At 39.3% G+C, this 12986-nt stretch carries 15 protein-coding genes; 9 read left to right on the top strand and 6 right to left on the bottom strand.

The features are described from left to right. Positions 1-6: 6 nt before the first annotated feature. The 8 genes from gspG (at position 7) to NTX86_05980 (ending at position 7102) form a co-directional block, all read left to right on the top strand. Positions 7-444 carry a type II secretion system major pseudopilin GspG gene (gene gspG, locus NTX86_06015; GenBank protein MCX5922851.1) on the top strand — a complete coding sequence of 146 codons (438 nt, stop codon included), beginning with the start codon at positions 7-9 and terminating at the stop codon, positions 442-444. Beyond that, positions 423-995 (top strand): type II secretion system protein, encoded by a 573-nt coding sequence (locus tag NTX86_06010; protein ID MCX5922850.1) that lies wholly within the window; start codon positions 423-425, stop codon positions 993-995. Before gspG ends, NTX86_06010 begins: the two co-directional genes overlap by 22 nt. Next, entirely contained in the window at positions 976-1419 is a 444-nt protein-coding gene (locus NTX86_06005) for a type II secretion system protein (protein MCX5922849.1), read from the top strand. The genes NTX86_06010 and NTX86_06005 overlap by 20 nt, the downstream gene beginning before the upstream one ends. Continuing rightward, positions 1416-2543 carry a prepilin-type N-terminal cleavage/methylation domain-containing protein gene (locus tag NTX86_06000; protein ID MCX5922848.1) on the top strand — a complete coding sequence of 376 codons (1128 nt, stop codon included), beginning with the start codon at positions 1416-1418 and terminating at the stop codon, positions 2541-2543. Before NTX86_06005 ends, NTX86_06000 begins: the two co-directional genes overlap by 4 nt. Before the next feature lie 7 nt (positions 2544-2550). Then, positions 2551-3669 carry a hypothetical protein gene (locus NTX86_05995; GenBank protein ID MCX5922847.1) on the top strand — a complete coding sequence of 373 codons (1119 nt, stop codon included), beginning with the start codon at positions 2551-2553 and terminating at the stop codon, positions 3667-3669. A gap of 20 nt (positions 3670-3689) precedes the next feature. Further along, positions 3690-5273 (top strand): MlaD family protein, encoded by a 1584-nt coding sequence (locus tag NTX86_05990; GenBank protein MCX5922846.1) that lies wholly within the window; start codon positions 3690-3692, stop codon positions 5271-5273. 97 nt (positions 5274-5370) lie between these two features. After that, entirely contained in the window at positions 5371-6198 is an 828-nt protein-coding gene (locus NTX86_05985; GenBank protein ID MCX5922845.1) for a hypothetical protein, read from the top strand. Between the two features lie 40 nt (positions 6199-6238). Then, a complete protein-coding gene (locus NTX86_05980) occupies positions 6239-7102 on the top strand; it encodes a hypothetical protein (GenBank protein MCX5922844.1) in 864 nt (287 codons plus the stop codon). 75 nt (positions 7103-7177) lie between these two features. Here NTX86_05980 and NTX86_05975 read toward each other — a convergent pair whose 3' ends face one another. The 4 genes from NTX86_05975 to NTX86_05960 all read right to left on the bottom strand — a co-directional run bounded on the left by NTX86_05975 (position 7178) and on the right by NTX86_05960 (position 10037). Continuing rightward, entirely contained in the window at positions 7178-7903 is a 726-nt protein-coding gene (locus NTX86_05975) for a superoxide dismutase (protein ID MCX5922843.1), read from the bottom strand. A 19-nt stretch (positions 7904-7922) separates the two neighbouring features. Further along, positions 7923-8573, bottom strand: coding sequence for an ankyrin repeat domain-containing protein (locus NTX86_05970; protein ID MCX5922842.1), 651 nt, complete (start codon positions 8571-8573; stop codon positions 7923-7925). 119 nt (positions 8574-8692) lie between these two features. Continuing rightward, the gene (locus tag NTX86_05965) at positions 8693-9130 is read right to left on the bottom strand and encodes an ankyrin repeat domain-containing protein (GenBank protein MCX5922841.1); all 438 of its coding nucleotides are present in this window, start codon (positions 9128-9130) and stop codon (positions 8693-8695) included. Between the two features lie 118 nt (positions 9131-9248). After that, positions 9249-10037: an ankyrin repeat domain-containing protein gene (locus tag NTX86_05960; GenBank protein ID MCX5922840.1), complete on the bottom strand. Its 789-nt coding sequence runs from the start codon at positions 10035-10037 to the stop codon at positions 9249-9251. A 227-nt stretch (positions 10038-10264) separates the two neighbouring features. On the opposite strand from NTX86_05960, the gene NTX86_05955 reads away from it, so the two are divergent. After that, entirely contained in the window at positions 10265-10936 is a 672-nt protein-coding gene (locus tag NTX86_05955) for a nitroreductase family protein (protein MCX5922839.1), read from the top strand. A gap of 228 nt (positions 10937-11164) precedes the next feature. Here NTX86_05955 and NTX86_05950 read toward each other — a convergent pair whose 3' ends face one another. Both NTX86_05950 and NTX86_05945 read right to left on the bottom strand, forming a co-directional pair. Further along, the gene (locus tag NTX86_05950; GenBank protein ID MCX5922838.1) at positions 11165-11887 is read right to left on the bottom strand and encodes an ankyrin repeat domain-containing protein; all 723 of its coding nucleotides are present in this window, start codon (positions 11885-11887) and stop codon (positions 11165-11167) included. Positions 11888-12119: 232 nt separating this feature from the next. Beyond that, positions 12120-12842 (bottom strand): ankyrin repeat domain-containing protein, encoded by a 723-nt coding sequence (locus tag NTX86_05945; protein ID MCX5922837.1) that lies wholly within the window; start codon positions 12840-12842, stop codon positions 12120-12122. Positions 12843-12986 lie beyond the last annotated feature (144 nt).

The following is a 12986-nucleotide window of genomic DNA, read 5'->3' as shown; positions in this document are numbered from 1 at the left end:
TTTCGTATGATATATGCACACAAACAGGCGCGCGACGGATTTACGTTGATGGAATTATTAATTGCGATAGCAATTTTAGGTATCATATCCGTAGTGGTTATTCCCAATTTTTTGGGATATTTGGAATCAGCAAAAAAGAGCCAAGTAACACAGACACTTAAGACGTTTGCCAGTGCCATTGATTTGTATAATGTTCAAGTAGGTCATTATCCAACGAAATTAAAAGACTTAGTAAAAGCTCCAGCAGATGAAAAGGATAGAAAAAAATGGCAAGAGGGTGGTTATTTAGGGAAAGTCAAAGATGACACATTTGAAGACCCATGGGGTAACAACTATCATTATGCTGCTAATCAACCAGGATCATCTCATGCCTACGAGCTTCATTCTTTTGGTCCAAATGGCAAAAGCTCTTCAAAGAATGAATGGATAAGCGTTTGGGATTAAACAAATCAGGATTTACGCTCATTGAATTAATGGTTGCCATAGCCCTCATCGGGCTATTGGCAACCATTGTTATTCCCAATTTTCAAGGTGCGCAGCCTGGCTATGAGCGCAAGCAATTTATAGCCAAGCTCAATGCATTGGTGAATTACGGTCGCCAACATGCGATTACGTCTCATCAATTGTACCAAATCTTTGTAGATTTTAAGCAGAAAAAAATTGAACTTCGTGTGCAAGCTGAACAAAAGAATAACAAGGGTGAGGTTGATTATAAGAATGTTGTGGGAGCATCCATGAACACCACCATCTCAATCCCTGAAGCGGTAGATATTAAGAATTTTATTATCGAAGATGGAGATTTAATGGATCGGCGCAGTGGAGACACAACGAAAGACTCGTGGTTTTTTATTGTTCCCGATGGCTTAACGCAAGAAGTGACTATTAATTTTTTTGATACCAAAGATAGAATGTATGATGGCAAGCCAAGGCCAGTAGGTTTAGTATTAAATCCTTTTACGGCGCAGTTTAAAGAATATGATACCTTCCAAAAATAATGCCTGTTCTTCGAAGCTCACAGAGCGAAGTAGGGCTGGATTCACTCTTATTGAAGCGGTAGTGTCTATTGCTATCATAGGTATTGTCATGACGCCGCTTATGATTACGCAAGGGTCTGTGTTGCAGGCAGTGGTCAAATATTCTAATAAATTGCAGCGTATGTATTATGCAGAAAACTTTTTTATTGATGCTCGCATTGAAGCTAGTGATGAACACAAATTTACGCTCGAAAAAAAACTTGATGCACCGGCAATGCGGTTGAGCTATCAACGTGAGCCGGTTGATAAAAAATCATCATTAAAAGATTTAGATAATGTGGTGCGTGAGCGCATTACTATTGAGTGGGATGAGAACGGCAAAAAACGCCAGGATGTCGTAGTTAACTTTTTATATGTTGCGCAACAAAAAGTAAAAAAAGTATGAAGTCAGGTTTTACCCTCATTGAGATTTTAATTTCGATGGCCATTGCTTCCATGATTAGCGTTATGCTGTTTATGAGCTTTGGACAGATTGGCTCTTATGTTCACGTAGTTGATGACTATGTTGATGTGTCAGTCAAAGCTGCAATTGTACACCAACAGCTCGAAAAAGATCTGATGGGTGTCTTTATTCCTATTGCAGCGGAAGACCAAAAAAAGACGAGTACACAGTCCAGTCCGGTTCCACCAGCTGGCAGTAAGCCAGCTGCGCCAGTTCCGGGAGCTGCTGAAAAAGAAAAACCTATAAAAAAAGTTACTAAAGTGTTCTTTGGTAATAATCGCGAAAAAAATTTAGATACGCTTACTTTTATTACCGATGATCCATTGCAAATATATTGGAGTGAAAATAAATCAGGTAATAAAGCAGGTAAAGCAAAGCCGCGCATTGCTCGTGTTATCTATCGTTTGGTGCAGGATAAAAAAGAAAAAAACACCTACAAATTAATGCGTCAAGAGGGTGTTGATTTATATTTTGACACCTACAAGCCTGGGTCGACCAAGGACATTAAAGAGTATGAAATCATTGATGGTATTAAGCGTATGACCATTGAATATTTTGTTGCTGTCCCTGCCAAAGACGACGGCGCGTCGCCAAAAGAAAAGCAAAAAAAGGAATACAAAAAAACTAAAGAATGGAATACCGAAAAAGATAAAGATGGCGCACAGGATGATAAAAAAGATAAGAAAAAAAATGAAAAAGCGTTTCCCGATTATGTGGTGATACAGTTAACCTTATGGGACAATGCAAAAAAACGTGATACCGTGTTTGCTTTCACCATATCGTTTCTTGCTGATGGCAAACAGCCACCAGAACCTGAGCCGCCAATGACCATGGTGCAAAAAGTATTACAAGGCGTGCAAGGTGCTCATGCAGCTGCACAACCAGGTGCGTCAGCAGCCGCTGCTCCGGCAGGGACAACGCCTAGTGCACCGGTAGTTGCAGCACCGAATATTGGATCTGTTTCTGGAAGTATCGATGTCGTTCATGCGCCGATTGTAATAACCGAAGGCATGTCTTTTAGTTCCATCGATCAATTACATGCAATAATAAATGGGAATGCCCAATAGGTGAATTATGCATCATAACAACAAAAAATCAGGCTATATTCTAATCGTCACCTTAATGATCATCTCGCTTTCCGTGGTGTTGGTGACCTATATTTTTACGACTGGTTCTATTCATGTACCATTTGCACAGACAATGATTGATCGCGAAAAAGCAAAGCTCATTGCTTTTAGTGGCATTCAGATTGCTATCAGTCAACTTTCGCAAGAGATTGACCTTGAGGCAAAAAAAGATGCATCTCAACCAGCACCTGTTCCAGCGGGTCCTCAAGCAAAAGCAGCACCGGCAAAACTATCGCCGGAAGATGAAGCGACAAAAAAATTATTAGCATTGATTGTGCCTACTATTAATCGTTGGCAAACATTTAGCTTAAAAGAAGAAGTAGATGGGCTTGATGGTAAGATTAAGGTTTGCCTGAGCTGCGAAGATGGCAAGATAAATATTAACGCGTTGTATGATTTCAAAAAACATGAATTTAGAAAAGATCAATCAGTTGAAAAAGTACTGATTCCTTTGATTCGCGAAGCATTTAAAAATATGGGCAAGGAAGATTTGTTTGCGGAGTTTGAAAAATTTTTAAAAGCTAGGCAGTATAGACTCGATGATGTCACTGAACTTATGCCTCTCAAAGGATTTGAAGTATTTAGGGATAACATCTTTTATGAGCCACGCAACGGAGATAAGAAAGAAAATGACAATGATAAAAAAGGGCGTCTGTACCTGACTGATATATTTACTTTATGGAGTGGCAAGCAAGCTATAGAGCCATGGTTGCTTTCTGATTCATTGTGTGGTTTATTAGGTGTAAAGAGAGCGGAGAGTGGTGACGTAAAAAATAGGAAGCAGATGGTGAACGATGCATTGAAAACGTTTAAAGCGACGCTCCAATGGCCGGGTGATTGGCAGAACACTTTTGCTAAACTATATGGTCAAGAGTTCACTAATTTACCAAAAGGTATAGAATCTATCTTCCAAACTAAAGTTGAACCAAAAGTATTTTCAGTGCTATCCTATGGTACTGTTGGAAAAGTGACTCAGCGAGTATGCGCTGTTGTAGAGCGTATTAAAGAGCAAAAAGATAAAAAATTAATGTTCACTGTTGTTATTAAAAAATTATATTGGCTGTGATCTAAAAAGAGGAACTAGCTTTGCAAGGTAGAACAGAAACAGTAGTTGGTATATTTGTTTTAGCAGCACTAGGCGTGTTTATCTATATGGGATTCGAGATTGGCGCGTTTCGTTTTGATAAAGGGAACTATAACCAGTATGTAATTTTCTTTAAAGATATTTCGGGCCTTTCACGAAAAGCAGATGTAAAAATCGCTGGTGTTAAAGTTGGTTGGGTGGAAGACATTACTTTGCATGCCGATGGCGATGTGCAAGCTGAAGCAAAGGTCATGGTACTCAAAGAATTTTCTTTGTATTCCGATTCTTATGCAATTGTTCGTCAACAAGGGTTACTCGGACCTAATTATTTAGAGATTAATACGGGCGATCCGTTATTGCGTAAATTAGATGGCGGCGAAACACTCAGCAAGCCAAGCAAATCTCCTGTTTCAATCGATGAACTATTGCAGCAGTTTAAAAAAATAGCCAGCAATGTTGAAGATGTGACTGAGGCGGTTCAGGCTGCCATAGGTGGCGAAGACGGCAAAGCCCAAATGCGTGTTCTGTTTGATAATATCAACAAAACAGCAGAAAGAATGGCATCGTTTTCAGATGTACTTGATCGTACAATCACCCGCAATGAAGACAATCTCGACGATATCTTAGCGCTTGGCAAAGACTTAAGGCGTTTGGCAGAAAAGTTAGAAGAAGACATTTTCCCAGCATTTAAAGATACTTTAGAGCATATTTCTAGTGCAGGTGAGGCAATTGAGGGCGCATCGGTTGGAGCGCGAGACGGTCTGAAAAGTTTGGCTTCAGTCGCTGAAAAAATAGACGAAGGGAAGGGCTTACTTGGTAAGCTGATCAACGAAGACGAGACCTATAAAGATCTTAAGATTGCTGTTGGCGGTCTGAAGGACTACTTCACCAAGACTGATCGTATGCAAATTGTCTTCGATTCACACTTTGAATCTATGCATCGTCCGGCAGAACATTATATTTTTGAAGATTCAAAAGGATTCTTTGACGTCCGTATACACGCAACTCAAGATCGCTTCTATCTCTTGCAATTGGCTGCATCGGAAAAGGGAGACATTAATCGTCACATAGTACGCAAAACCTACTTGGATGATAATGGTTACCCAATATGCAAAGACACCTTAAAACTGGATGATTCAGAAAAATACGATCAAGAAGTTGATATCCTCAATAGAAATCGTGTCCGCTTTGGCTTACAGTTTGGTAAAATCTTCAAAGACACGATAGCATTACGTTTTGGTATGTTTGAAGGTTCAGCTGGTTTTGCAGTTGATGTGGATATTCCACTGGGTACTGACAAATTCCGTTGGGTTACTTCATTAGAAATGTATGACATGACGGGTCAAAATAGAATAAACGATCGTCGCCCACACATTAAGTGGCTCAACAGAATGTTCCTCTTGCAGAATATTTACGTCACGTTTGGTGCGGATGACTTTGCAAGTAGGCACAATTCTAATGTCTTTGTTGGCGGTGGCTTACGCTTTGGCGATGATGATGTTAAGTTCTTGCTTTCAAGCATTTCTGGTGGCGGTGGTGGAGGCGGGGGTACCGCTTTTAGTACCGGAACCATCGTAGGCGGATAAAGGCTTGTCCTTATGAAATAGATGAAAAAACCTGTATAACTGCTATAGTTATACAGGTTTTCTTATTTTTATACTTTCTATACCTATGAGGTTTTTCATGATCACATCTTCTACCTTTCGTGGTTTAACCTTAGCTGTTTTTTTTACTACATGTGCTCCGGTCGTTGCCTTTGATCAATGTGCCGACATGCGTCCTGGTTCACAATGTCTAGGAGCAGAAGCGCCATGGGGTTCTCTTTTGCAATCTACTGCAGGTGCTGGCACCGGGTTACTGTGTAGTCTGCCTATTCTTCGTCTGATTGCTGATTGCGCTCGCGAAAATATTCGCACCAAACTGGTGGCAACCGCTGCGAGCTTTGGCTTATTGGGTAGTTTTATTGGCTATAAATGGCATAGTAACTATCAACATGCATTTGATGAAAATAGTGGCATAAGCATTTATGGCCTAGCGGCAGACGATGATGCGGTTGGCGTAAAAACATGGATCGCTTACAGCTCAGGTCTTTCATATGCCGTTGATGGCAATGGTAGAAATGCATTGCATTTTGCCGCAGCAAATGGTGCAACAAAAACAGCAGAATTATTACTTGCCTCTATGCCAATGACTGAGCAAATAGCTCGTGGCGAACAACACACACAAACTTTTGGCCATTATAATGGTTTTAATGGTGGTTATGGCTTTGGCAATTCTTCAAGTACAAGCACTATCTATGAAGAAATAAAAACTATTGACAGACAAGATACTAAATTCAATCGCACGGCAGTTTTATATGCAGCCTTGGGTGGTCACATCGATGTGCTGAGAGTTCTATTGCTTTCTGGTGCTAATGGCGGTTTGAGCGACAACTTTGGCAACACCGTTGCAAGCATAGCAGCAACTAATCCAGCAGTACAAAAAGTTTTAGACGAAGTTCAAGGCCGATAATTAACACATTTTTTAACACAATCATCACAGGAGTTTATACATGAACATTTCAACAATAAGTAAAAGTTTAGTTTTAGTGCTCGTAGGTAGTTCACTGGCTTACGCAGATATTAAGCCGCGCGATCCATTTGCTGATATGCGTAAAGAGCACGAAAGCATGCAAGCTGCAAAGCCATGGAATCAGGTCGTAGAGACAGGACTTTATGCTTTAGGTAGTGGTGCTTTAGGTTTTGCAGTTGCTGGATACAATTGTATGCCAAACGAAACAGCAAAAGTGGTAGGGTCAACAGTTGTTGCGACAGCGTTAGGTGCATTGATTGGCTATTATAAAAATCAACAATACCAAGCTGTGTACGATAAAAATGAAGGTCGCAATATGTTTGGTGCAGCAGCAGCTAATGATGTAGAAGGCATGATGGCTTGGAATGGTTATTCTTGGATGCCGGCATCAGTTTTGTCTATGCAAAAACATGATACCAAACGAGGTAGCAACGTATTGCACATTGCTGCCGTTAATGGTGCCACAGGTGCAGCAGAGTTAGCTCTATGTTGGATGCCAGCTACACAAGGTGCCGTGAAACAAACACAAATTTCTACTTCCGAAGAGTATGATTCACAATTGGGTCGTTGGGTTGGCAAAAAAACAGATGGTTGGATGAATAATGCTGATAAGGCTAAACGATCTAAAACAGAAGTTTTGGAAGAAATACGCACCATTGATATCAAGGATAATGCTCATAAAACAGCAGCAGAGTATACAGCGCTTAATGGTCATACGGAAACGCTTGCATTGTTAATTCAACGTGGAGCAAGCATTGATGAAATCCGCAAATGGGCAGAATCAAATCCTGAATATAGAAATATGCTAGAGGGCGCAACGCAAGTGTACAGAGCGCAAAAATAAATTGTGTTTGATTATAGATTAAAAAAAGGGTGGCTTTCTCAATGAGAAGGCCACCCTTTGTCATGTAAAATTTTTTTATTGTAACTTTTTCAACCACTTTTCAACACGCTGTTCAACGACATCCCAATTGATGTTTTCCCACATGTCTTTTAAATACTGAGCACGATCAATGCCATAGTCAATCATGTAGGCGTGTTCGTAAATATCGATTACCAAGAGTGGCACTACCAAGACAGGCACGGTCTGATTGTGTGCATCGAGCACATAATTATGCACGCTGTGGTCATCCAAACAATAGCCAGTGACTACCCATCCGCGTGAGCAACTAGCGCATGCAATGACATCTTCTTTAAATTTTTCTAATGAACCAAAATTTTTATTGATGAGTTCCAGAGTTTGTTTGCCAGGTTGCGTGCCGGTGCCCAAATTTTGGAAATACAGTTCATGCAAAATGCTGCCGTTATGCGCAAACGTCTCGGCAATCTTTAACGCTCTGAAGGGTGAATAGGTAATATTGGCGACATTTGAACGGTCAACGGTTTTTAGTGACTCTTCGATTTCGTTTCTTTTTTTTACATACCCTTGATACAGCTTGGTGTGCTGTTCTAGTTGAGAGTTGCTGAAGGTGACATTGTTGGCGGCAAAGTCAAAAGATTTGGCTGGATAATGTGCAGTTGTTTGTGTTGACTTTGCGCGCTCCTTTTCGGGTGACTTCTTTTTGGCCTTTGCTAGGGCTAAATGCGGTGTTATGGCTGTTAGAAAAACAGTTACGATGAGGGTAGCTTTCATGGTGCGGTTCATACATACTCCTTGTTTGTGGTTAGTTAAAACTATCTGAAATGGTCTGCATTTCAGTAGCCGTTTTTTTATCATTATTTTGTAACGTTGTATCGATGCCAGCATTTTCTAGCATCTTTTGAATTTCGGAGGCGTTGGCAAGATAGGTGTAATGCAAAGCTGAGTTGCCCTGTTCATCTTGTTCATTAATAGCAACGTTTGCTGCTATTAATGTTTTTGCGGTCTCTTGATTAGAGTGTATACAAGCAGTAATGAGTGGTGTCTGTTTACGGTTATTTTTTAGATTGCACAACGCTTTTGCTTCTAGTAATAGTGCAATAGCTTGGCCATCCTTGCTGATAGCGGCTGTATGCAAAGTACTTTGGTTGCTATCAGATACTGCATCAACTGTGGCATTATTCTTAAGAAGAAGTTTTATTGTATCAAGGTTCCCTTTCGCCGCTGCTTTATGCAGTGGTGTGTAACCAAACTTATCCTTAGAATCAAGATCTGCTTTTTGGTCAATAAGAGTTTGCGCCATATCAATTTTATTGTAATGAGCTGCATGATGAAGTGGACTAAATCCCATATTTTTTTCAACATCGCAAGTATCGTTATTTTTTTCCATTGCATGGTTTATATGAGTATTGTGCAATGCTACAACAGTAAGGATAAAACAATAATATGGTTTCATTTTTAACTCCCGATAATAATTATTATATTTTATGAGTCGCTTGATAGACTATCCAGCGTTGTACGAAGAATCAATAGATAATCTGTTCGCACATAAAAAATCGCGATCGTTTATTTTTATTATGATATGGAACAACATTGATTTTTTTGAGGGTCAGTGGAATTCGCTTTTGTAGGATTATAAGCTCCACTCTCGATTAATAATGCAGCAATATCTGGGCGTTCTAATTTTATGGCTTCATGTACTGGTGTATGGTCCTTATTATTTTTGCGATGAATATCTGCGTGCCATTCTATGAGGGTTTTTATTATGTCTTGATTGCCGTTTGCTATCGCAACAAAAATAGCTAATTTGCCATTGGAATTTTTTGCATTTGCATGAGCGCCATTTTGTAATGCCGTTTCAACTTCTTTTGGAGAGTTTCTTTCTATTGCATCTAGTAGAGAGCTGTTGTGTGAATAAGCAAGGTTGTATAATCCTTTTTGTTCATCCATCGTTAAACTTACGCGCGAGGTTATTAATAGTAGAACGATTAAGATATAATAATGTTTTTCCATAAAAGCACTCTCCATATAAAAAATTGACAGTTGTTTAACAACACGTTAAACCCTGGACAGTTTACAGTAGGCGAAAAAAAAGGGCGACGTTTTATAACGTCGCCCGGTAGAGCTAGATTTATTCTTTGGTAAGAAATGTTAAATGACTTTCTGTAGATTCATCAAGTTTTGGTTGATCAGAAGTCGCTTGAGGTGTGCCTGTCTTATACTTATCAAAAAGTGCGGCTAATCTTGGTAGGTGGGTGTTGTGCTCTCTAGGAAGAAAAAATCTTTCGTTGGGTAGATCTTGTCGGGCGCCATGCTTGAGGAGAAGTTCTAAAGAGCTTATGCACGGTTTACGTGCAGCCTTGTGTAATGCAGTGTCGCCATCATCGTCTTGTGCATCAAGATCAGGTTTGTGTTTAAGGAGAGCTTCTACTACGGGATAATTGCCTTCAGAAGCTGCTGTCATAAGTGGTGTACGGCGCTTGATATCGCGAGCATTGATATTGACACCAATTTCATGCAAGGCATCAATGATGTTGTGTGCGGCTTTACCTTCTAAAAATTCTTGCGTCTCTTGTGGTTTAAACTGTGCTGTAAGGTGTGCAGGTCCTTGACCAAAAATATCTACAGGATTTGGTAGGCCCCCGGCTTTATGCAAATCTCTTATGGCAGAATCGTGTGCCTTTAATGCTGCTACATGTATTGGCGTCAAATTGTACGGTGCAGAAGTAATATTCGGGTTAACATGCGCTAACAAAGGTTTAATGTCTCTTTTTACGTCTAGAGCATCAAAAAGCGCTTGTTCAAGGAGTGGCATAACGATTTTCTTTGAAAATCTTTTGGTTGGTCCCATTGCTGTCATGTGGGATGGTATTATCAATGTAGCAATGACGACGAGTAACATTTTTTTTATATATTTCATATATTACCTTACATTTTTTGGGTACTTTATTATAACCTTATTCTTATATATTAATACTATTATGAAATAAAGTCAATAGGTAGTCTGGTCTTCCGATTGAAGCGAGTTATTGGCTCATGGGAGGGCAGAATATAGGCTCCATGAAATTGAGCTGTTAATTTTATGATAATATGGTACTATTCCCGAATAATTTTTAGTGAATACCGTTTTTAAAAAAAGGAATTGATATGTACCCAAAAATATTTGCATTTGGAGCAGCATGTTTTGTGCTTGTTGGTGCCGCGATAACAACGTGTAAGCACTTGCAGGATTCTCAACTTAGGGCTGATACAAGAAAGCCAGCTCATAAGGTTGCTGATTGTATTATCAATCGTTGGTCACCGCGTGCTATGTCTGGGCAACCAATGACGGATGAGGAATTGAATTCTCTTTTTGAGGCGGCACGTTGGGCTCCTTCATCGTATAATGATCAACCATGGTTTTTTCTGTATGCAAAGCGTGACTCACAACACTGGCAAACCTACTTTGACCTATTAGTAGATTTTAACAAAGAGTGGGCAAAAAAAGCATCAGTTTTAGTAGTGGTTATTTCACGCAATAATTTTACCCACAATAATGCGCCATCGCGCACACATTCATTTGATACGGGCGCTGCATGGCAAAATATGGCATTACAAGCATCGATGAATGGTTTTGTTGCGCGTGGTATGGGTGGTTTTGATTACGATCGCGCAAAGACAGCATTGCAGATTTCTGATGATTATACGGTTGAGGCTATGATCGCGCTTGGCAAACCTGGCAACAAAGAAGATTTACCTCAATACATGCAAGAACAAGAAACGCCCTCGACGCGAAAAAAAGTGGAAGAGTTCTCTATTGAAGGTACTTTTGGCAAATAAAATAATTTTTTTTGACTACGCCGATTTTTTATTTTCATTGGGTTCTTATTTTTGATCTCTTATATAACATTTTTACGATACTGGCTTTTATTATGTATTATGGCGCTATTGCAGTAGCGCCATATATTTTTTTCCAGGTGCCTATGGGTAATTGGACTAATGATGCTTTGTTATAGAATTATTACATGGGCGCTTATTTTTGCATGTTGTGCCGCTGGTTTAACACTATTAATTGTAGAAGTTTGAACGCCTGCGTATTCTTTTCTCTTGTTGAAGAGTAGCTATTGTTTTTCCGTCATCATTTCTTATATTCACATTAGCGCCTGCAGCAATGAGAATTTTTTTGATCTCTTTGCGCTCTTGATTATGTGACCCTGTCATTGCCAGAAGATGTAATGGTGTATCTCCGCCTTCGTCTTGTGCATTAGGGTTCGCTTTACTCTCAATCAGTTGTTTTGCTAACGGGTAGTTTTTAAAGACTAGTGCATAATGAAGAGGTGTATTAATTGCGTCCCCAAAACCACTCGGATTAATAGATTGCTCCATCATATTATTCAAAATTAAAGAAGCGATGCTGTTTCTTCGTTGAGCGACAGCAATGGTCAAAGGTGTACATTGTTGATCGTCAGGCAGATTAGGATGTGCTTTGTTTTCCAAAAGGATCTTCACTATATTCTTATTATTTTGTGATGCGGCAACATGAAGATTGGTTTGTCCTTCATGGTCACGACAATTGGGGTCCATGCCATCTTTGAGGGCTTTTTCTAGGTGTTCCTCTATTTTTTTTACATCCATGACATCAGGATGTAAAATTTGTTTGTTTGTTGTGTTATCCGGCTGTTGTTGCAATTGTTCATTGGCCGTATACCTAATAGGCGATGGTTTATCCATCGTATTTATGACCATTGTTTTTGTTATGAGCGTGATGATAAAAATTATTTTTTTTTGCATGTGAATGAAATTTTTTTACTGTTTGATCAGCTTTGTTTTGGATGTCTTTTTCTAAGCAAACTTCAAAAAATATAGCATGTACATTTTGCATAATAATTTTTTTATAAAGAAATGCTCACTGCTTAGAGATTATACGTTACTAAGTTTTTAAAAACTAGGTATTTACTGTAGTAAGATTATCAAAGTGAAGCCCAACCGAAATCTTATGGTTATTGTTTATTTTTAGTAGGTACTACGAGTCTATATTGGCTTGTTGTATTTCTTCTGGATGTTGCCTGCATAATCTATCCAAAGTAGCAGCAGAAAATCCGTCATTGTTTTGTATATGGCGATTGGCTTTATTTTTAATCAGATAGTCTCGCATCTCATTATTGCTATGCAGTATTCCAAAAATTGCTGCGACATGTAATGGTGTATTTCCCTCATCATCTTGTGCATTAATATTAGCCTGATGCTTCAATAATAATTGTGCAATATGAACGCGATTGACTTCTATTGCGCAGTAATGAAGGGCAGTCTGTCCCAAAGATCCTTGCACACTGGGGTTAGCGCCTTGTTCTAATGCATTTTTTACATTGGTATAATCACCTGTTTTTGATGTTCGCAATAAGCTTAAATCAATTTTTTGTTGGGCGGTGATTGGGGATTGTGGGATGTGGGGAAAGTATTTTTCCATAAAATAATCATCGTCATCATCGCTATCATCACTATCATCATTGTAATTAGTCTCCTGATCAAACGCTGCCGCAATGTGTGATGATATATTATTATCTTCAACGTGAGTAGGTTGTTGATTATCGTCAACCGCTTTTTTTGGAGATGTGGGTTGCAGTTGCTGGTATTGTTGAAAGTTAAGCCATGAGATATTGCTCGGTGATTTTTTAAGCATAGCAATTGCTGAATAAGCCATTAAAAAGAGCGATAGTATAATGCTATTTTTCACTATAGTTTTCATAGACCCCTCCTAGTTTATACTAGGCATTCTATCAATATGCGTTATGGATTGTAAACAGTGTCTCGTATCATGGTTAAATTACAGGCAGCCACCTCGAAATTATAGCGAGCAAGGAGCTAGAAAACTAGGCCTTTATTGTTGGGT

Source organism: Candidatus Dependentiae bacterium, from assembly GCA_026389015.1.
Classification (GTDB): Bacteria; Babelota; Babeliae; order Babelales; family Vermiphilaceae; genus JAPLIR01.
Note: the sequence above shows the minus strand (reverse complement) of the source record. Positions and strands in the feature narration are given on the sequence as shown.